Here is a 21,821-nt window from a genome sequence, read left to right as displayed (position 1 = left end):
AAAAATAGAATTATAATTAAAAAGGCCTAAAATTCATAGTGATAATAATAAAATACTAATAAATTTATTACATAACAATAAAAGTTTAGTATAGGATAAATTGGTTTAAAAAATGTATTTAAAATAAAATAGTTTGTGATATAATGTATAAGATAGACTTAAGATAAAATAGGATGAAAATGTCCGTAAAAAAGAAAAATTGGATATAAATATGAATTTTGGGAATTTTAAATATATATAATCTGTGAATAAGGGTGAATTTGGATGGAAAGATTAGTCATTAATGGAGGCAAAGTACTTAAAGGTTCAGTAGAAATAAACGGAGCAAAAAATGCAGCAGTAGCTATATTACCTGCAACTGTAGTTGCAAGTAAAGGAAAATGTTTGATTGACAATATACCAGATATAGAAGATGTTCATTGTTTAGAGAGAATCCTAAAGAGTTTGGGATGTACAGTAAATAAGATAGATAATAATACTTTAGAAGTTGATAGCAGTGATGTAAGTAATTTTAATGCATGTACAGATGACGTTAGAAGAATGAGAGCTTCTTATTATTTTATAGGAGCTTTATTGACTAGATTTAAGAGAGCTAAGGTTGAACTTCCAGGAGGGTGTCCAATAGGGGTAAGACCAATAGATCAACATATAAAAGGTTTTGAAGCGCTAGGGGCAGATGTCGTAATAGAACATGGTGCGGTAATATTAAAGGCAGATAAACTAGTAGGAACAAATATATTCTTTGATGTTGTTTCAGTAGGAGCAACAATCAATGTTATGATAGCAGCAACATTAGCAGAAGGAGTTACTACATTAGAAAATGTGGCTAAAGAACCTCATGTAGTTGATGTGGCAAACTTCTTAAACTCAATGGGTGCAGATATAAAGGGTGCAGGAACAGATGTAATTAGAATAACAGGTGTTAAAGAGTTAAGTGGATGTGCATATAGCGTAATACCTGACCAAATTGAGGCAGGAACATTCATGATTGCAGCAGCTGCTACTAAGGGAGATGTTACAATAGAAAATGTTATTCCTAAGCACTTAGAATCTATTACAGCTAAATTGAAAGAGATGGGTGCAATAGTAGAAGAAGGCGACGATAGTGTAAGAGTTACTGTAGATAAGGAATTAACAGGAGTAAACATAAAAACAACTCCATACCCAGGATTCCCTACAGATGTACAACAACCAATGTCTGCTTTATTAAGCACAGTTGTAGGAAGAAGTTTGATAACAGAATCAATTTGGGAAAATAGACATAAGCACATTGATGAGTTAAAGAAGATGGGAGCCAATATTAAAGTTGAAGGAAGAGTAGCTATAATAGATGGCGTTAAGAAGCTTACAGGAGCAGTGGTTAAAGCTACTGACCTTAGAGCTGGAGCTGCAATGGTTATAGCAGGACTTATTGCAGAAGGTGAAACAGAAATTACTAGTATAGAACATATTGATAGAGGATATCCTCATATAGAAGCAAAACTAAAAAAATTAGGTGCAGATATAAATAGGATAAAAGTTCAAGAATAATACGGGGGAAATAAAATGATATTTTGCTCATTATATAGTGGTAGTAGTGGAAATAGTATTTTTGTATCTGAGAAAGATTCAAAAATACTAATAGATGCTGGTATGCCTGGGAAAAAAATAGATGAGGCACTAAAAGCCATTGGACAAAATCCAGAAGAATTAGATGGAATTTTTATCACACATGAGCATAGTGATCATATTAAAGGAGTAGGAATACTTTCGAGAAAGTATAACATACCTATATATGCAAATGATAAGACTTGGTCAGCTATGGAAGGTTCCATAGGAAAAGTTAAGGAACATAATATAAAGATAATGGATAGAAGGAGTACTGTGAATATAGGTGCCCTTTCAGTTAAGTCTTTTATAATACCTCATGATGCTATAGCTCCTGTAGGATATACTATAGATAGCAATGACAAGAGAGTAAGTATTGCTACAGATTTTGGTGTGTTTACAGAAGAAATATTTAGTAATATAAAAGATTCACACTCTATACTTTTAGAATGTAACCATGATGTAAGTATGTTGAAGTTTGGTCCATATCCATATAACTTAAAGAGAAGAATTTTAAGTGAAGTGGGACATTTATCTAATGATGATTGCGGAAGAGCTTTAGTAGATTTGGTCAATCATGGATTGGGAAAAAATGTTATATTGGGACATTTAAGCAAAACAAATAATCATCCTGATTTAGCATTACAAACAGTTCTAAATGTCATTGAAGAGAATGGAATTAGGCAAGGTGAAGATATAAGAATCTCTATGGCTAGCAGAGAAAAGCCTAGTGGATATGTGGAAATATAAGATTAATATACAGTAATGGATAAAATTAGTTGAAAATAAAGGTTTATCTTAGTATAATTTGTATAAAGAGTATATTTTAGAAAGAGGAGAGAAATATGAGTTTATATAAGAGTTGGACTGATATGGTTGTTGATTACGTTAAGGCTAAAGGAGAAAATGCTTTTTGGCAAGAATATAGTGAAATTGAAACAAACATATATAGAGATTTATTAGCAAAACATAAAACTGCATTAACAACTACAATTGCTGATTTAAGCAAAAAGTACAATACAACTGATGAATTTATTATGGGTTTTGTTGATGGAATTAATGATAGCTTAAAAAATCCTTATGATTTAGAAAAGGTTGAAAACAATACTGATTTAACATTTGATTTAGACCTTGAAAAGCTATATTTTAATATGCTTGATGCAAAAGCTGAATATTTGTATAAATTACCACAATGGGATGGTATTTTTTCAGAAGAAAAGAGAAAAGAAATTCAAAAAAATTATAAGGAATCAAAGATAGTAAGAAATGATTCTAAAGTAGGAAGAAATGATCCATGTCCATGTGGAAGTGGAAAGAAATATAAGAAGTGTTGTGGAAAAAATTCGTAATTGTTAAAGAGCCTAATTAATAGGCTCTTTTTTTAGATATATCTAGCTGTATGACAATAATGTTTTCTACTGTAATTGATTGAGCTTTCTAGAATTATTTAACTTATCATTTGTTGGAAATATTAAACTCTGATTAATTTTAGTGTCAAATTAGTAAACAATTAATACATATATAGTATAGCGAATGAAGCAGAGGTGAATATTATATATGTTTGGGATGTTTCCTTTTATGTTTAATAATAAATCCAATAATAACTGGAATGATATTAGTATATTAAGAAACTTATTAAATGATAATTTTTTGAATTCAATGGTTAATCAAATAATATCTGCTAAAATGGGAGGCAATCTTGTAAATAGAATAGGAAATGAGAGTTCTTATGATATTGAGTTAAAGGATTTTGGTGAGTATTACTTAATTAAGGGCTATTTACCTGGGGTAACAGCTAAAGATGTAAGTATAGATTTTGAAAAGAATAAGGCTATATTAACAATTCGAAGAAGAAGAACTTATTCAAATGGAGTAAATTTCAGTATGACAATAATAGGATCTGCACAGGATTTGGTGAAAAACTTTTATATAGATGAGATTGATCCTAGTAAGTTAAAGGCGTCTTTTAATGATAATTTATTAATGATAACTTTACCAAAGGTAAATAGACCTAAAAATAATTATGAATATGATGATGGTGATGAACCAATTATCATTGATGTTGACAGTTATAAAGTCGAATAAGGTTAAATTCAATCCTCCTTTATGTTAATATATTTATATAAGCATGGGAGGAATTTTTTATGAACATAACAGTTATTGCAGTTGGGAAGCTGAAGGAAAAATATCTAAAACAAGCTATAGATGAATACTCAAAAAGATTAAGTAGATATTGCAAGCTTGATATCATAGAGTTACCTGATGAAAAAACTCCAGATAATGCATCAGAGAAGGAAGAATTAATAATAAAAGAAAAGGAAGGTAGATTGATTTTATCTAAAATAAAAGACAATTCATATGTTATAGCAATGGATTTGAAAGGGAAACAGATAACTTCAGAGGAGTTTTCTAAGTTTATTGATAATTGTGGAGTTATGGGGAATTCTAATTTGGTATTTGTTATTGGGGGAAGTTTAGGATTATCAGAAGAAGTTATAGGAAGATCAAATTATAAATTGTGCTTTTCTAAGATGACTTTCCCTCATCAATTGTTTAGGGTGATGCTATTAGAGCAAGTTTATAGGGGATTTAGAATTAGTAATGGGGAACCGTACCATAAATAATGCTTTAAATTTAATTAGTAGAACTTAGGGAGTGTTAAATTAAGTACATATAGATCTAGAAAAAGTTAAAATATATTAAGAAGAATGGAACATTATTATTACTTGATTGTGGAGAAACGGTATTTAAGAAAATTTTAGAGAAAAACGTAATGGATGGAGCTAAGCAAGTTCATATATTAATAACTCATATGCATTCAGATCATATAGGTTCATTAGGTAGATTTATAGGGTTTTGTTATTGGAAATATAAAATAACATCAAAAGTATATTTTAACGAAAAAGAAAAAATTAAATTATTTTTAGAGTTATTAGGATTAAAAGAAAACGAGAGTTTCAAAGTATTAGACTCTAATAATAAGAAAGTTGAAACATTAAGTTTAAATATAAATTGAATACTAACTAAACATGTTAGAACACTTAACACTTATTCGTATATGTTAAAGTTTGATATAGGAAACAGTATCTTTTATAGTGGAGATATTTATGAAACTAATATTGATATAGTTAACTTTTTAAAAAACGAAAATTTAGTATATCATGATACATGTATGGATGATTTAGAAGACAATGTTCATACATCATTAAGAAAGTTATGTGAATTAGTACCTAGAGAATATAGAAATCAAGTTTATTGTATTCATATTGATGGAGATAATTTTATAGAAGAAGCCAGTAAACAAGGTTTTAATATGGTTAATGTTAAATGAAAAAACAAATAGTTTTATTTTTTACAAGAAATTGATATAATAATTATAGGGTAATTTTGGTTATATTGGATTAAAAATGTTAAATGGATTTTCTAGAAAGAAGTGCTAATTTTAAAAGAATAGAGCACTTTTTTCTTAGCTCTTAACTTTTTATATCAAGATTAAAAAGTTTAGCATTAAGTTTCAAATGATTCATAAAAAGGTTATGTAGAATAAATATAAGTAATATTTTTATAACTAAAATAGGAGGCTAATATGATTAAAATTGATTTGAAAATTGATCAGGGTATTCCTCAATATAGTTGTAATTCTTGTGGCAATTGCCAAAGTGTTTTTGGAGTAAGTTTATGTAATATTAAAAATAGAGGATGCTGTTGGTATTTTCCTAAATTCACGTTGTATGATATTCATAAGATGGTAAAAGATGAAGAAGGATTAAAAACATTAAACAGTATTCGAAACCTTCCCGATGTAGAAATTTATAACTATTATATTCATGCAAAGGGTTATTTTGATGAAAAGAGCTATATAAAGTATATTGAAAGCGAACAAGAAGATACTAATGTTCAAGATAAAACTATTTTTTTTAGAGCATGTCCGTTTGTAAAGTCAGCAAAAGGGTGTACTTTACCTAAAAGATACAGAAGCTATGTATGTAACTTCTTTATTTGTAATGAAATTATAAGCAAGATAGAAAAGAATGATGAATTTAAAAATTATATAAAAGAACGTGATAGTTACGTAAGATGGCTTGAGTGGGAGAATTATTCACTGGAAATGGTATTAAGGGAGAAAAGAATAAATCTAGTAAATAACTTTGACAAAGTAATAAATATTCTTAAAGGTATAGAACTTAGGGAATGTAAACTTAGAAATTTAGATTCAATAGTTGTTAATGAATAATTAAAAAATGAGTAAATCATACTGTTTTTTTGATCTTATTATAATTTGCTATAACATTTAAATAGCAAATTATAAAAGAAAGAGAAATACAATAAAAGTTGCTACAATTCTTGTAGCAACTTTTTTTATAGTTACAAATTTATTTTTGCAATATTTTGAAGTAATACAAAACACATGAAATTCAACTATAATACATAAGTTGATTAGATTGTATTAATATCAAAAAAACGGGATTGTTGACAAATAAAAGAAAAAAATATATGATGAAATTGATTATGAAAGATCAAAATAAAATGGAACAGAGGAGATGTAATGTTATGAAGAAACTTGTAAAAAGATTAAACAAATCTATGCAAAGCGTTGAAGCTTACTGCTCTTGCTCTTGTCAAAGATTAGGTTGTCGTTGTTCTGGTGGTTATGATGCAAGTGCAGGTATTACAGCATCAATGGAAGCAGTTAATCAATCAATAACAGCTCAAACTTCTTCAGGCTTAGCTGCAAATTAAGATTAATCTTAATAAAACATGGATAAACCTTCTTAGTGTAAGGAATTAGACTAAGAAGGTTTGTAATTTAAGGGGGAGATTATGATAAGTGACAAACCATTTATTCATCTTTTTCATATGATAGATAAATATTATATGTATGATGTAAATAGAAATTTAATATTAAAAATTAATAAGAATACATATAAATCTCTTGAAGAGATATTAAATAATAACATAGATCTAAATGATAGTAGATATAAAGCTAAATATGGATCAATTAATGAGATGAAAAAACAAGGATATTTATCGTGCAAAAGATTTGATGAAATTGTTCATCCGTTAGATCCAATGCTTCCATATATTCTAGATAGCAAACTGAACATGATCATTTTACAAGTTACCCAACAGTGTAATTTTAGATGTAAATATTGTGTATATTCTGATGGATATGAAAATAGAAAATATACAAATCAAGTTATGAGTATAGAAACTGCAAAAAGAGGAATTGATTTTTTACTTAAACATTCAGCCAATAGTGAATCAGTACATATTGCCTTTTATGGTGGGGAACCATTATTAAGATTTGATTTTATTAAAGAGTGTATAGAATATGCAAAGGAGCAGTTTGAAGGTAAAAAGTTATTATTTAATATGACTACTAATGGAAGTCTAATTGATGATACAGTTATAGAATATTTAGTAGAGAATAATATGGGGTTAGTAATAAGTTTAGATGGACCTAAAAATATTCATGATAAAAATAGAGTTTTTGCCGGAAACAAGTGTGGTACTTTTGACAAAGTAATAGAAACTTTAGAAATGATAAGAACAAAGTATCCAAGTTATTTTAAGGAAAAAGTATTCTTAAGTGCAGTTATTGATAGTCAATGTAATTTTGAAGATGTAAATAAGTTTTTTACGAATTGTGATACAGTTAAAGAGATGATTGCATTATCAGCCCTGATAAATGACACATATAGAACAAGTAAAGTTGGAATAAATAAAGATTTTATAACAAAGTATGGATATGAGACTTTCAAAATATATCTCAATAAGTTAAAAAGAATTGATGATAAGAGCATTTCTAATATATTTATGAAATATTCACAACAGAAAGATATGATGTTTAAAAGATTTTCAGAACCAGAAGATGGACTTTTGGATACAGGACATCCAGGCGGACCATGTATTCCAGGCGGTACTAGATTGTTTATGGATGTAAGTGGTAATCTATATCCATGTGAAAAGGTTAGCGAAGCTTCAGAAGTAGCAAAAATAGGACATGTAGATACAGGATTTAATATTGAAAAGGCAAGAAGCTTACTTAATATAGGTAAACTAACTCAAGAGAACTGCAAAAATTGTTGGGCATTTAGGTATTGTGAGTTGTGTGCAGCGGCGGCAGACTCTCTAACAAAGCTTTCACCAGAAAAGAAGCTTGTACGTTGTGAAAGCATAAGAAATGGTATAGAAGGTCTTATGAAAGATTACTGCACATTAAAGGAATTTGGTTACAATCCTCAGAATGATGTCGGAAATGAGATTCCAGTATATGAATGCATATAGAAAGGTGGACAGTGAATTATGAAAGAAAGGACAATAATATATCCTTATAATATCGACTTTTATCCTGTTTTAAGACATTTAAATAGTTTAAAATCACTTGATATAGCTGGTGTAGTGTCCCCTAAAGGTTGGGGGCTTACTGGAAAAGATGCTGGAAGTGTAGGTGGCGGAGAAAATATAGGTATTATGGTGGAAAGTAATTTTAGCAATATGCTTCAATCTTGTGACACTGTATTGTTTATAGAAAGTTATAATAACTTAGATTTTAATAGCTTTGTATATCCTAAGATGGTTGAAGCTATAAGTAAAGGAAAGAATATTATTTCTACATTAAAAATTGAAGATGATATTATTAATAAAATAGAAGAAAAATGTGAAGAAGAGGAGGTGTACTTTAAAAGTTATAATAATCTCAATGAAAATGTAAAGGATATATATATTTATAAAGAAGAAATAAAGGAAATAAGTACACCTATTATATTTGTTCTAGGATTATGTGATAGAACAAATAAATTTGAAATACAATTATCAATTCGGGAAGAATTTATTAGAAAAGGATATAAAGTCAGTCAAGTAGGATCTAAGAATTATTGTGAAATGTTTGGATTTCATTCATTCCCTAATTTTATGTATTCAAAGAAGTTTACTGAGTCTGAAAAGATAAAATTATTTAACGAATATATAAAGCAAATTGAAATAAATGAAAATCCAGATGTAATAGTTATAGGAATTCCTGGAGGAATATCTCCAATTAATAAATTTGTTACAAATAAGTTTGGTATATTTGCTTATGAGGTATCACAGGCAGTTACTCCGGATGTATCTATATTAAGCTTAATATATAACAGTTATTCTGATAAGGATATTGAGTTTATAAAAAATAGCGTTAAGTATAAGTTGGGATTTGAAATTGATTGTTTAAACATAGGAAATAATGCAATTGATTGGGCAAAGTTAGAGGAAACAAAGTTATTAAATTTCATAACAGTTGATTCTAATAGCGTTGATAAAAAGAAAACATTATTAAAATCTAGATACAATACTATTTATAATATATTAAACTTAAAAGATGCAAAAGAGCTTACAGAATATTTTATTAATATGCTTTCTGCAAGTGAAGATGTTCAGTATGTATAGGAGAGATAATATGATAACAGATTTAACACTAAAAGATAAGAAGCTTAAAAAAATTTTTTGTGATAGATTCAAGATTGAATCAAAGTTTTGGAATGAAGATAATGCTAAGGCACATCTATTATCAAGCACAATTGGACTTGCTCCGAGAGATTTAATATATTTATTATTTGATGTGGAAAAAGAATTTGATATAAAAATTGAGGATAAATATATTGTTAGTGGGGAATTTTGTAGTTTTAATAATATAAAAAATATAATTTTAGAGCAGTTAAATACTGAAGAAAATTAAAAATTAGATTTTGTGAAAGAGATTTATTAATGATTAGCAAAAAGTTAAAATTAGCTATAATTGATGATGGAATAAATATTAATAGATATAGTATAGGAGAACTTGAATATGATGTTGAAGTTACATACAACCTCAAGATAAGGAAAGTTAACTCCATTGATTCATTTGATTCATCTCATGGAACAACATGTGCTGCCATAATAAAAAAAATAGCGCCCAATGCAAATTTGAGTAGTGTAAAGATTATAAATAATGAAACTTATAAATCAACAGCAGCTCAACTTGTTAAGTCAATAGAATGGTGTGTTGATAAAAAAATAGATATTGTTAATCTAAGCTTAGGTACTATAGATTATAGGGATTTTGAACCTATAAGGGAAGTTGTTAATTATGCAACTAAAAATGGATTAATTATAGTTGCTGCAGGTAATAATAATGTTGGTTATACATGTCCAGCATCTTTATCTAATGTTATTGGAGTAAAATGTGATATAAATAGTAAAATTTCACTTGATGAATGTGAATATGCTTATGATTTATATTCTCCTGATGGTATAGAGATAAATGCTCACTCTATAGATGAAATTACTAATTATAAGGGGGAGGTAAAAAAAATATTAAAGTGCAATAGTTTTGCTACTCCTTTTATAACAGCAAGTGTTTATAATATTATGTGCAGGCAAATAAACAATAATATAGTTAATGTTAAAAGAGAATTAATGAAGAGAGCTGTAAATTTCGCTTTAGGAAGAGATAATTATTTTTTTTCTAAAAATATAGATTGGATTGATAAGGCTATACTGTTTTCTGCCAATAAAGAAGATGAAAATATTATATCTAGTTATTGCAATATTGTCGAAAAAGTGAACCTAAAAGGAATTGATATAAAAGATAAGCTAAGGAACTTAATAAGATATATAAAATATAACATTACTATGATGAAAGTGATTGATACAATAATAATATTAATGGAGCATTACAGTATAACAAAATTCCAAGAAGATATATTTAAATTAATAGCTTATCTTAATTGTTATGGAAAAAACCTAATTATCATTGATAATGGGGAAAATGAGTTAGAGTTAAGTAAACTTAAAAATACAATAGGAACAAAAATTTGGCATCAATCTTTATATAAAAACATTAAGCGTAAAATTAGTAACAATAAAAATAGTCCTTTGATAGTTATATATGATTTTGTAGGAAATTTATCAAGCATTGTAGCCATTGGATTGAAAAAATTATTTCAGGCAAATGGGTATTACTGCGTTGCTGGTACAAATGAAGTAAAAGGTATTATATATGGACTGGAATATGTACCGGTCGATAGATTAGGTATGATCACAAATAATATTTACAATGAAGATATATACATATATTGTGTTAATAATTTAAGATGCGAAGTTGATTTGCAGCCAGATGTAACAGTAATTATAGAAAGTGAAAAAAGCATTATTGAACTTGATGTTTCTATTGCATTAAATGAAAACATAATTTTTGTTAATGAAAATGTAGATTTAAATAAGTTATATAATGATATATTTAATTTATTCGAAGAATAATGAAGTTAAAAATCAATTGATGAGGTTTTTCACTAATTACAATTTTATAGTATATATTAGGAGAGTATAGGAGAACTTAGTCTGTATAAGATAGGTTCTCTTTTTGTTAGTCATTTTTATTAAGTTAATAAGAATCAAATGGGAATGGTTTTAGAGTATTTAATGAAATTAAATTAAGAAGATTAGAAAAAGTGACATATGATTAAAGAAATAACGAATTAATAATTATAAGTATAAATAATATGGGGAGTGATTGGAATGGGTGAGATATTAATTCAAATAAAAGAAATGTTAGAAGAGGATGAAAATGTAATCTTTCATAAAATACAAAATATATCCATTGATTATGGTAAAAATATTAATAGTAGTTAAATAAATGAAATTAAGGATGTAGACATATATATAAGTGATTTAGCCAATATATATATCTATGTTGAAGGGTCAGATTCTAGTTATTTTTTTAAGCAAGGTAAGGTAGTGAAAAGATTTAAGTATAAGGTTATTGGAGATAATGTTTTTATTGATATAAAAAATCAAAGATTTATACCTAAGAAGAAAATGTTTTTTGTTCCTTATGCTAAGGTAAATATAAATATTAAAATGGATTTAGAGGAATTTGAGAAACTTAATTCTGGACTTAAAGTTTTACTATTTAAGGGAGAAGATGAGGTTGAAGAAGATAGTAAAAAAGAAACAGATTTATTAGTAGGAAATAATCTATATAAGTTATATGGAAATAATAAAGAAGAATCAGCAGCGTTAAAGGGGGTAACCCTAAGGGTTCATGAAGGAGATTTTATATGTATTATGGGACCTTCAGGATCAGGTAAATCGACTCTTATAAATCTTTTATCTACAATAGATGAGCCCACAAGAGGCACTATAAAGTTTAATGGAAAGAATATATTATCTATGGGTGAACGTGAAATAGCAAAGTTTAGATACGAGAACTTAGGGTTTATATTTCAAAATTTTAACCTTATAGACAACCTTACTATAAAAGAAAATATTTCGATTCCAATGCTTTTGGCTTCTAACTCCATGGAAGAAATAGAGTATAAAGTAAATAGGATAGTTGAGAAATTAGACATTAGGGATTTGCTAAATAAATATCCTTATGAGTGTTCTGGTGGGGAAAATCAGAGGGTAGCATGTGCTAGAGCCTTGGTTACTAGTCCCAAGATAATCGTAGCAGATGAGCCTACTGGGAATTTAGATACTAAGAATTCTCATGAACTTTTAACTATGCTGCAAAGACTTAATAGAGAAGGTACAACAATATTGATGGTAACTCATGATAATATGATAGCAAGTTATTCACAAAAACTATTATTTATTAGAGATGGTAGAGTGGATAAGATACTCAAGAGAGAAGATTTATCACAAAAAGAATACTTTCATAAAATAATTGATATTACTTCTAAAGAATCGCAAAACTTAATTGATATTTTATAGGAGGAGTAGATATGGGAGTTTTAAGATATATAAAGATGACATTTATAGATGATATAAAAAAAAGCGTACTATATATTGCAGTAATGGTGTTCTCGATAATTATAATTTTTAATACATTCAATATAATTTTTAATGAACAAATAGTTGCATATAGAAGTAAGGAATACATGGACATGTCTAAGTTAGTGTTTATTATTTTAGCAGTATCTATTATGTTTATTGCATTTGCTAACTCATATTACTTAGAAGATAAGTTTAAAGAATATGCTGTTATTACTCTTTCAGGGAAGTCAGTTGGGGAAATTTGTATTATTGTAGTTATTAGAAACTTTATAGTTACTGCTATTTCTATAGTTATAGGGTGCTTGTTAGGAGCAATAACTAGCGTTTTTGTTTTAAATGGAATTTCTAAACTAGTAGGGGTAAATATTAATGGTAACTATATTTCAGTGGAAGCGTTAATATTAACAACCGTAATCATATTTACAGAACTGGAATCAGTGTTTCTTATCAACACTGGATCAATATATAAAAAGAGTATAAATGAATTAGTAAATAGAAAAAAGAGAGCATATATTCCAGACAATAGAAGGGTAAAAATTAATCCTATTATATATATAATAATTTATTTATTACCATTGGCAGTAGCAGTAATACCTACATCTCCAGAAGAAAGAATTAAAAATATAAGTTTTGCTATTATTATTGGGATTTTTGGAATTCAGGGCATTATAAGATATGTAATACCAGGGGTCATAAATAATTATAGGAATGGTAAAAAGATAGCAGATAAGTGCAAGCTAATAATCGCAAGCAATTTATTTTTCTCAATACAAAAGTCTATTGTTTTAACGTTATTTTTGGTGGTTTCAAGTGTTTTAACAATATCTACAGCAGGACAGTATAGGATGGGCACCGTAGTTAATACTATGTCACTTGCTTGCTATATTCTGATAATTGGTATTATGAGCATTACAGTAGTTTATAAGTTTCTAATTGAAGCAAAATCCAGGAAGGAAAATTTTGAGCAATTAAAATTACTTGGATATACAAAACGTGAGATAAAGAAAATAATACAAACAGAGGTAGTAGTGTATTATGCAATAATTATATTATTAGCGCTTTTATATATTTTAATAGTAGCGTTAGGCAGTGCTATGGCAGGTTTAATGAGTATTAAATTGGCAATAGTTGTGGTAATGGAATATATAATTATATTTTTGACAACTGCAATGGTATCGCTTGGTGAATATAAAAAAATTGCATTGCTTAATTAAAAATAATTATTAATTAGTATTTACTTTTTGGAGATAAGGAATATAATATAGTTATAAAGATTGTTAAAAGATAAACAATGAGAAGTGGAAGTATTTCTCAGTATGGAGGTATTAGTATGAAAATAATAATAGTTGGATGTACACATGCAGGAACTGCAACTGTAGTTAACTTGAAAGAACTTTATCCAGAGAGTGAAATTACCATATATGAAAAGAATGATAATATATCATTTTTATCCTGTGGAATTGCATTAAATGTAGGAAGGGTAGTTAAAGATACTAAGAGTCTTTTTTATAATTCACCTGAAAGCCTTGCAAAATTAGGTGTTATTACAAATATGAAACATGAAGTTCTAGATATTAATTTTGATGATAAGAAGATAAGTGTAAAAAATTTAGTTACAAATAAGGTTTTTGAAGATAGCTATGATAAACTTGTTCTTACTTTAGGATCTTGGCCAATAGTGCCTAAATTTGAAGGTGGGGATTTAGAAAACATAGTATTATGTAAAAATCATGATCATGCTATAAATATAATAGAGAAGTCTGATAATGCTAAAAATGTAGTGGTGATAGGCGCTGGATATATTGGCGTTGAACTAGTAGAAGCATTTGAATCTCAAGGTAAAAAAGTAACTTTAATTGATGCAGAAAATAGGATAATGGCTAAATATTTAGATAAGGAATTTACAGATGTAGCAGAAAATGAATTTAGAGGTAGGGGAGTGAACCTAGTTTTAGGAGAGAAAGTTCAAAAATTTAAAGGTGAAGATGGTAAGGTAACAGAAGTTGTAACTGAAAAAGGTTCTTATAAAGGTGATTTAGTAGTTCTATGTATTGGGTTTGCTCCAAATACTAAACTTGTAAAAGATAAGTTAGAAACATTACCTAATGGAGCTATAATAATAGATGAATATATGAGGACAAGTAGGGAAGATGTATATGCCGCTGGAGATTGTTGTGTTGTTAAGTTTAATCCAGCAAAAGATACAAGGTATATTCCATTAGCCACAAATGCAGTTAGAATGGGAACTTTGGTTGCTATGAATATTAGTAAACCAACAATTAGATATATGGGGACTCAAGGGACATCAGGTATTAAAATATACGATCAGTGTATTGCATCTACAGGAATGACTGAAGAAGTTGCAAAGAGTACAACATCTATAAGTGTAGGAAGTGTAATTGTCACAGAAAATTATAGACCAGAGTTTATGCCTACCCATGAATCAGCGACAATAAAACTTGTTTTTGATAAAGATACTAAAAGGATAATTGGAGGACAAATAATTTCAAAAGTAGATTTAACTCAAAGTATGAATACTATATCGGTAGTTATCCAAAATGAAATGACTTTAGAGGAATTGGCAATGACAGATTTCTTTTTCCAACCACAGTTTAATAAGCCATGGAATATATTAAATACAGTAGCTTTAAAAGCAATTTAGTTTGTTCATATATAAAAACATTAATAAAAAGCCTTCCTTTTAGGGAGGTTTTATTAATATGTATGGAGTATCTTGAGAAATTAATTTGTCCTAAGATTTAGAATGGTGGTATAATTATATAATTTAGGGGGGATATGGATGGTAATTGATTTTACGGTGCCAGATAGAGTGATAAAGGAACCAACTACATTGTTTCAGAATATTTGTGAAAATAATAGTTTCCCAGCAATATACAAAGGTTTACGGGATATTAATTTTCCAATAGCATGTATAGGTAGAGATAGTTATGTTTGGGGTGCAAAGCTCCATACTGGAATAGAGTTTACTATTTCAAAAGGTTATGCAATTCATAATTTACAAATAGGGAATTTTGTTTCAATAGCTCCTTATGGAGAGTATAATATTGCAATGAATCATAATTATTTAAATTTAGCTATGGGAGTGTCAAATTTATTTGAAAAAGATGATGAAATTAAATCAGAATTTAAGATGAAAGGTCAAATATTAATACAAAATGATGTTTGGATAGGGCAGAGTGTGAGTGTAATGCATGGAGTGACAATACATAATGGTGCGGTAGTCGCTGCCAATTCACATGTTGTTAAAGATGTTCCACCTTATGCTATAGTAGGTGGAAATCCTGCTAAAATAATAAAGTATAGATTTAGTAAGGACATAATAGATAAACTTCTTACTATTCAATGGTGGAATTGGAATAGTGAAAAGATACAAAAGAATAGTGAATATTTTTATAATGAAGATATAAATAAGTTTTGTGATAGATTTTATGATGAAGCATTAGAAGAAAAGAAAAAAGTAAAGGAATTGAATATTGATAAATTGAAATATACATATTTATTTTTCCCTGACTTTATAGAACAATTTTATGTTTGGGAAAGAGTAATACAACAATTTGCAGATACCTTTAAAGAAAATGATGATTGTTTATTGATATTATATATAGAAGAAGAATTTGCAAACACCAATAGTGAACTTGTCAATACATTTAATTTATATATTGATAAAGTGTTATTGAATAATTGTGCTAAGTGTAGCATTACTATATGTATAGATACAAAAGAAAATGAAAGAGCAATATTTAAAAGCACAGATTACTTTATTACAACTAGAAGCAAAGATACTATACTTCATTCATGTTATGCAGATGAAAACAATGTAGAAATACTGTCAGGTGTGGATGAAATAATATTTTAATTTTAAATAAAAGAATATAATTATAAATGTTATCTAAGTTAAAAATGAGATAACATTTTTTTTGGAAAAAGTACATTGACAATTAGGATTTTAGAATATATAATTAAGCCAATGAATATATTTGACACAATTTAATTTTGTGAAATATTAATGAAGTGGAAAGCATGGATAATTATAAATATATAAAATATAGATAATAAATTATGTTTTCCATTATATGTAGCGTCAAGAGAAGTCTTTAAAGATACTGTTGAAAAAGTTATGCTAGGATAAGTAATTTTTTTTAGTCATATGAATTGAATAAAATTAAATTTATAAAAATAGAATTTAAGCAATCTTTAGTAAAAGAAAGGAGATAATTAATTATGAATTTTTATGATTTTTCAGCTAAAAAGATGAATGGACAAGAGGTGAAGATGGAGGAATACAAAAACAAAGTTGTTCTTGTTGTTAATACAGCAAGTAAGTGCGGATTGACACCTCAATTTGAAGAATTGGAGATGTTATATAAGGATTATAGAGAGCAAGGTCTTGAAATATTAGGATTTCCATGTAATCAGTTTGCTAAACAAGATTCAGGAAGCAATGATGAGATAAATCAATTTTGTAAATTAAATTATGGAGTAACTTTTACAATGTTTGAAAAAATAAAAGTTAATGGGGAAGATGCACATCCTTTATATAAATATTTAAAAGAACAAGAAAAAGGTTTTTTAAGTAAGGAAATTAAATGGAATTTCACTAAGTTTTTAATAGATCAAGATGGAAATGTTGTTAAAAGGTATGCCCCAACAGTAAAACCATTAAAGATTAAAAGTGATATAGAAAATCTATTGAAGAAATAAATTTAATAGGTTAAGGAGAAAATAATATGAATGAAAGATATGATATTGCAATAATAGGTACTGGAGTGGCAGGATTATCTGCAGCACTAAATGCAAAGATAAGAAATAAAAAGTTTATCATTTTTGGAGGAGAAGAGGTTAGTAACAAATTAGTGAAAGCTCATAAGATTAATAATTACTTAGGATTATACGGAAAAAGCGGAACAGAACTTAAAAATGAATTTATGAGTCATTTACAATCTATGGATATACAAATTACTAAGGAAAAGATAAATAATGTATATCCAATGGGAGATTATTATGCATTAATGGCAAATGATAAGATGTATGAAGCAACTTCAATAATATTAGCTACAGGAGTTAACTTTGGAAAGCCATTCAAAGGTGAAGATGAACTATTGGGAAAAGGTGTAGGATATTGTGCTACTTGTGATGCTCCATTATATAAGAATAAAGTTGTTACAATAATTGCATATAATAAGCATGAAGAAGATGAAGCTAACTTTATATCAACTATAGCTTCAAAAGTATATTATATTCCTATGTATAAGGAAGAAGTAGAGGTAGATTCTTCAATAGAGATTGTAAATGATCTTCCTATAGAAATTTTAGGAGATAAAGTAGTTGAAAAATTAATTCTTAAAAATAGAGAAATAATAACTGATGGAATTTTTATATTAAGAGAGAGCATTTCACCAGAACAATTAGTCCCAGGACTAAGAATTGAAGATAGACATGTAGAAGTTGATAGATTAATGAAAACTAATCTGAAAGGGTGTTTTGCAGCAGGAGATATAGTAGGGACACCATATCAATATATTAAGGCTGCAGGAGAAGGAAATATAGCTGCATTGTCAGCCGTTGCATATATAGATGAATTAAGAAGGAAAAAAAATTAGGAGGAAGAATAAATGGCAAAGGTAATAGGTTCAGTAGATTTTGAAAATGAAGTAAAAGATGGAGTTGTGGTAGTGGATTTTTTTGCACAGTGGTGTGCACCGTGTAAGATGTTAGCTCCAATTTTTCAGGAATTAGGAGCGGAGTTAGAAGAAAAAGCTAACTTTATAAAGGTTGATGTAGATCAAAGCCCTGATATTGCAAGTAAGTATAGTATAACCAATATACCAGCGATGCTAATTTTTAAAGATGGAGAAAAAGTAGATTCAATGGTTGGTTTTTCGCCAAAGGAAATAATTAAGGAAAAAGTAGAACAATATATATAAAAGGAGAGATTATTATGATATATGATTTTAAAGTTAAAAATGTAGAAGGTAAAAAAATTTCAATGGAGCAATATAAAGGGAAGGTATTGTTAATAGTTAATACAGCTACAGGATGTGGCTTTACACCACAGTATGAAGGACTTCAAAAACTTTATGACCAATATAAGAATGATGGCTTTGAGATATTAGATTTTCCATGTAATCAATTCTTTGAGCAAGCACCGGGAAGTGATTCAGATATTGTAAATTTTTGTCAATTAAATTATGGAACAACTTTTGAAACATTCTCCAAAATAGATGTGAATGGGGAGAATGCAGATGAATTATACAAGTTTTTAAAGAAGGAAGCTCCTAAGGCTGTTGAAGATGCAGCATCAGAAGGATTATATAGCAAGTTATCGGAAATGGGTTTTAGCACAACAGGGGAAGATATTAAATGGAATTTCACAAAATTCCTTGTAGACAAAGAAGGAAGTGTTGTTGCTAGGTTTGCACCAACATATGAACCTGAAAAGATTGAAGAACAAATTAAAGAGCTGCTTAATAAGCAATTATAAATAGGAATAACCATTGATATTCTAGTACTGGTTCTGCTTTTTGCATGGAGAAATGGTATAATATTAGATTTCATGGTGATACTATAACATTGATAATGGAATTTTATTATGTATATAGAAAATGAAAATATTTCAACTTCAAAATGCATATAATAGTTCGAAAATACTTAAATAAAGGAGTGAACAAGATGGAAGATAATGATATGATATGCAATTGTATGGGGCTTACTGTACGAGATATAAAAGATGCTATTGATAATGGGGCTAAATCTTTTGATGATGTACAAGAAGCTACACAGGTTGCTACTGGATGTGGAGCTTGCGAAGAGAGTGTTAGAGAATTAGTAGATGAGTTATTAGCAGAGAAATAGAAGGATAAAAATATTTATTTTTTTATACTGCTATTTTAAAAGAAATTATTATTAAAGAATAGAAAAGATTTCACATATAAATAAAAAAATCTGTAATACTATTTGTATCACAGATTTTTTTATTATTCACCTAAATAGGCATTCTTTATACTATCATCATTTAGAAGTATCTTAGCATCCCCAGATTGAACTATCTTCCCTGTTTCAAGAACATAAGCTCTGTCAGCGATAGCAAGAGCCATGTTAGCATTTTGTTCAACTAAGAGAATAGTTGTACCAGATTTATTGATTTCAACGATGGTATCAAATATATCTTTAACAACAAGTGGTGCAAGGCCCATCGATGGTTCATCAAGTATAAGCATTTCTGGTCTATTCATTAAAGCCCTACCTATAGCCAGCATCTGTTGTTCGCCACCAGACAATGTACCAGCGTGTTGCTTTTCTCTTTCTTTTAATCTTGGAAATTTAGCAAAAACCATTTCCATATCTTTTTTTATTTCAGTTTTATCTTTTCTTAGATAAGCACCTAATTCTAAGTTTTCCATAACAGTTAGGGTTGGAAATACTCTCCTTCCTTCAGGAACATGAGATAGTCCTAAAGACACTATTTTATTAGCAGGTATCTTATTTAAGTGGGATCCTTTAAATGTAACAGTACCTGATTTTATAGGTTCTAAACCAGAGATAGCTCTAAGGGTAGAAGTTTTTCCGGCTCCATTAGCTCCTATTAATGTCACTATTTCTCCTTGTCTTACCTCAAGAGAAATATCTTTTAATGCGTGTATTACGCCATAATATAGATTAATGTTATCTATCTTTAGCACTTTTATACCCCCTCTCCAAGGTAAGCTTCAATTACCTTTGGATTGTTTTTAATTTCATTAGGAGTACCTTCTGCAATCTTTTTTCCATAGTCAAGAACTGCTATCTTATCGCAAATTCCCATAACGAGTTTCATATCATGCTCAATTAAGAGAACTGATATATGAAATTCGTCCTTAATCCAATTGATAAGGTTCATAAGTTCCATAGTTTCTTGTGGATTCATCCCAGCAGCAGGCTCATCTAATAATAATAATGAAGGTTTTGCTGCTAAAGCTCTTACTATTTCAAGTTTTCTTTGTTCTCCATAAGGAAGATTACTAGCTAAATCATTCATTTTTGCATGAAGAGAAAAGACTTTTAATAATTTAATGCTTTTGTTAGTAATTTCAGCTTCTTCTTTTCTGAACTTTGGTGTTCTAAAAATAGAATCAAAAAGAGAATAATTAACTCTATAATTAAAACTAACTTTTACATTATCAAGAACAGTAAGATTAGAAAATAAACGTATATTTTGAAAGGTTCTAGCTATTTTCTTTTTTGTAATGTTATAAGGTTTAAGACCTTGTATTTTTTCTCCCAAATAAGCTATAGTACCTTCGGTAGGAGTGTAAACTCCAGTTAGCATGTTAAAGACTGTGGTTTTTCCAGCTCCATTAGGACCAATAAGTCCAACAATTTCTTTAGCTTTTATATTTAGGTTGAAGTCAGATACTGCTTTTAATCCACCAAATTCAATAGATAAATGTTCAACATTTAGCATTTACTTAATCCCCCTTTCATTTTTTGACTTTGAATTATTCATAGGAAAAGCTCTCTTGAATATTTTAAGTGAAAGTTCCTTATTACCTAATAATCCTTGAGGTCTAAATATCATAAGAATAATAAGAGATAAAGGATATATTAACATTCTGAAGTCTCCAAGACTTCTCAAAAGCTCTGGCAAGAAAGTTAGCATAACAGTAGCAATAACAGAACCAGATAGGGAACCCATACCACCAAAAACAACAAAAGTTAAATAATTTATTGATTGATTAAAGTCAAACGATACTGGTTGGATATATCCCATGTAATGTGAATAGAGTCCACCAGCCATACCAGCAAAAAAAGCTCCTACTATAAATGCAATCATTTTATATTTAAATGCATTTATTCCCATTGATTCAGCAGCAATTTCATTTTCACGAACAGATAACATTGCTCTACCTTGCGATGAATGAATTATATTATATATAACTATGATCGCTATTACCATGAACAAGAATGCCAAAGTAAAAGTTGTTTTCTTTGGAATGCCAGTAAGACCACGGGCACCTCCGATTGCGTCAATATTCATAATAATTATTCTAATAATTTCACCAAAAGCTAAAGTTGTTATTGCGAAATAATCTCCTGTAAGCCTTAGGGTAGGATATCCTATTAATGCTGCAAATATACAGGCAATTATTGCACCAATAATTATTGAAAGAATAAATGGAATACCTGCTTTTTGTGTTATTATTGCTGATACATATGCCCCAATTGACATGAATCCAGCATGACCTAAACTTAATTGCCCTGTAAATCCAACTATTAGATTTAGAGAAACAGCTAAAACGATATTTATTAAGGATAGGGTAATAATACCTGTGTAGTAAGAATTTATGACACCTGTACTGATTAATCCCAATAAAATTCCATATGTAATCAGTGTGCCTACTATAATGATAGCTGCTTTTTTATTAATAAAATTTTTCATATTA

Annotated in this window: 23 protein-coding genes and 1 pseudogene; 21 read left to right on the top strand and 3 right to left on the bottom strand. The window is 28.5% G+C overall.

All coding sequences use genetic code 11. The features are described from left to right. Positions 1-264: 264 nt before the first annotated feature. From H9661_RS14585 to H9661_RS14485, 21 genes and pseudogenes are all read left to right on the top strand, one after another. Positions 265-1,530 (top strand): UDP-N-acetylglucosamine 1-carboxyvinyltransferase, encoded by a 1,266-nt coding sequence (locus tag H9661_RS14585; RefSeq protein WP_143318227.1) that lies wholly within the window; start codon positions 265-267, stop codon positions 1,528-1,530. Positions 1,531-1,545: 15 nt separating this feature from the next. Then, positions 1,546-2,337 (top strand): MBL fold metallo-hydrolase, encoded by a 792-nt coding sequence (locus tag H9661_RS14580; RefSeq protein WP_143318228.1) that lies wholly within the window; start codon positions 1,546-1,548, stop codon positions 2,335-2,337. A 95-nt stretch (positions 2,338-2,432) separates the two neighbouring features. Continuing rightward, entirely contained in the window at positions 2,433-2,936 is a 504-nt protein-coding gene (locus H9661_RS14575; RefSeq protein ID WP_143318229.1) for an SEC-C metal-binding domain-containing protein, read from the top strand. 229 nt (positions 2,937-3,165) lie between these two features. Next, on the top strand, positions 3,166-3,672 hold the full coding sequence (locus tag H9661_RS14570) for an Hsp20/alpha crystallin family protein (protein ID WP_185966883.1): 507 nt from the start codon (positions 3,166-3,168) through the stop codon (positions 3,670-3,672). A gap of 59 nt (positions 3,673-3,731) precedes the next feature. Further along, complete coding sequence (rlmH, locus tag H9661_RS14565) at positions 3,732-4,211, top strand: 23S rRNA (pseudouridine(1915)-N(3))-methyltransferase RlmH (RefSeq protein WP_143318231.1); 480 nt, start codon at positions 3,732-3,734, stop codon at positions 4,209-4,211. A 74-nt stretch (positions 4,212-4,285) separates the two neighbouring features. Further along, positions 4,286-4,918, top strand: a pseudogene (locus tag H9661_RS20150) (MBL fold metallo-hydrolase). 255 nt (positions 4,919-5,173) lie between these two features. Then, a complete protein-coding gene (locus tag H9661_RS14555) occupies positions 5,174-5,821 on the top strand; it encodes a hypothetical protein (protein WP_191769551.1) in 648 nt (215 codons plus the stop codon). A 317-nt stretch (positions 5,822-6,138) separates the two neighbouring features. Beyond that, positions 6,139-6,327: a CLI_3235 family bacteriocin precursor gene (locus tag H9661_RS14550; protein WP_185966877.1), complete on the top strand. Its 189-nt coding sequence runs from the start codon at positions 6,139-6,141 to the stop codon at positions 6,325-6,327. An 81-nt stretch (positions 6,328-6,408) separates the two neighbouring features. Next, positions 6,409-7,875 carry a Cys-rich peptide radical SAM maturase CcpM gene (gene ccpM, locus H9661_RS14545; protein ID WP_191769549.1) on the top strand — a complete coding sequence of 489 codons (1,467 nt, stop codon included), beginning with the start codon at positions 6,409-6,411 and terminating at the stop codon, positions 7,873-7,875. A gap of 18 nt (positions 7,876-7,893) precedes the next feature. Further along, the gene (locus H9661_RS14540) at positions 7,894-9,012 is read left to right on the top strand and encodes a TIGR04066 family peptide maturation system protein (RefSeq protein WP_143318062.1); all 1,119 of its coding nucleotides are present in this window, start codon (positions 7,894-7,896) and stop codon (positions 9,010-9,012) included. Positions 9,013-9,022: 10 nt separating this feature from the next. Next, on the top strand, positions 9,023-9,301 hold the full coding sequence (locus H9661_RS14535) for a peptide maturation system acyl carrier-related protein (RefSeq protein WP_191769547.1): 279 nt from the start codon (positions 9,023-9,025) through the stop codon (positions 9,299-9,301). A 29-nt stretch (positions 9,302-9,330) separates the two neighbouring features. Further along, entirely contained in the window at positions 9,331-10,863 is a 1,533-nt protein-coding gene (locus H9661_RS14530; protein ID WP_191769545.1) for a S8 family serine peptidase, read from the top strand. A 477-nt stretch (positions 10,864-11,340) separates the two neighbouring features. Next, entirely contained in the window at positions 11,341-12,318 is a 978-nt protein-coding gene (locus H9661_RS14525; protein ID WP_341480434.1) for an ABC transporter ATP-binding protein, read from the top strand. Positions 12,319-12,329: 11 nt separating this feature from the next. After that, positions 12,330-13,595 carry an FtsX-like permease family protein gene (locus tag H9661_RS14520; protein ID WP_191769543.1) on the top strand — a complete coding sequence of 422 codons (1,266 nt, stop codon included), beginning with the start codon at positions 12,330-12,332 and terminating at the stop codon, positions 13,593-13,595. A 116-nt stretch (positions 13,596-13,711) separates the two neighbouring features. Next, positions 13,712-15,043, top strand: a complete 1,332-nt coding sequence (locus tag H9661_RS14515) for an FAD-dependent oxidoreductase (protein WP_143318066.1) — start codon at positions 13,712-13,714, stop codon at positions 15,041-15,043. A gap of 138 nt (positions 15,044-15,181) precedes the next feature. Continuing rightward, a complete protein-coding gene (locus H9661_RS14510; RefSeq protein WP_243240453.1) occupies positions 15,182-16,258 on the top strand; it encodes a CatB-related O-acetyltransferase in 1,077 nt (358 codons plus the stop codon). 365 nt (positions 16,259-16,623) lie between these two features. Beyond that, positions 16,624-17,103, top strand: a complete 480-nt coding sequence (locus H9661_RS14505; RefSeq protein ID WP_143318067.1) for a glutathione peroxidase — start codon at positions 16,624-16,626, stop codon at positions 17,101-17,103. Between the two features lie 26 nt (positions 17,104-17,129). Further along, positions 17,130-18,002, top strand: a complete 873-nt coding sequence (locus H9661_RS14500) for an NAD(P)/FAD-dependent oxidoreductase (protein WP_191769541.1) — start codon at positions 17,130-17,132, stop codon at positions 18,000-18,002. A 12-nt stretch (positions 18,003-18,014) separates the two neighbouring features. Continuing rightward, positions 18,015-18,326, top strand: coding sequence for a thioredoxin (gene trxA / locus H9661_RS14495; protein WP_143318069.1), 312 nt, complete (start codon positions 18,015-18,017; stop codon positions 18,324-18,326). A gap of 14 nt (positions 18,327-18,340) precedes the next feature. Beyond that, positions 18,341-18,883, top strand: a complete 543-nt coding sequence (locus tag H9661_RS14490) for a glutathione peroxidase (protein WP_191769539.1) — start codon at positions 18,341-18,343, stop codon at positions 18,881-18,883. A 188-nt stretch (positions 18,884-19,071) separates the two neighbouring features. After that, positions 19,072-19,254: a (2Fe-2S)-binding protein gene (locus H9661_RS14485; RefSeq protein WP_143318071.1), complete on the top strand. Its 183-nt coding sequence runs from the start codon at positions 19,072-19,074 to the stop codon at positions 19,252-19,254. A 122-nt stretch (positions 19,255-19,376) separates the two neighbouring features. Here H9661_RS14485 and H9661_RS14480 read toward each other — a convergent pair whose 3' ends face one another. Genes H9661_RS14480 through H9661_RS14470 form a run of 3 tightly spaced genes read right to left on the bottom strand, consistent with a single transcriptional unit; the run spans position 19,377 to position 21,817 of the window. After that, a complete protein-coding gene (locus H9661_RS14480; RefSeq protein ID WP_143318072.1) occupies positions 19,377-20,081 on the bottom strand; it encodes an ABC transporter ATP-binding protein in 705 nt (234 codons plus the stop codon). 2 nt (positions 20,082-20,083) lie between these two features. Then, a complete protein-coding gene (locus H9661_RS14475; protein ID WP_191769537.1) occupies positions 20,084-20,842 on the bottom strand; it encodes an ABC transporter ATP-binding protein in 759 nt (252 codons plus the stop codon). Further along, positions 20,843-21,817 (bottom strand): branched-chain amino acid ABC transporter permease, encoded by a 975-nt coding sequence (locus tag H9661_RS14470; protein ID WP_191769535.1) that lies wholly within the window; start codon positions 21,815-21,817, stop codon positions 20,843-20,845. It lies immediately after the preceding gene. Positions 21,818-21,821: the final 4 nt, after the last annotated feature.

Origin of the sequence: Clostridium cibarium, assembly GCF_014836335.1 — a bacterium.
Classification (GTDB): Bacteria; Bacillota; Clostridia; order Clostridiales; family Clostridiaceae; genus Clostridium; species Clostridium cibarium.
This window is presented reverse-complemented; position numbering and strand designations above follow the sequence as displayed.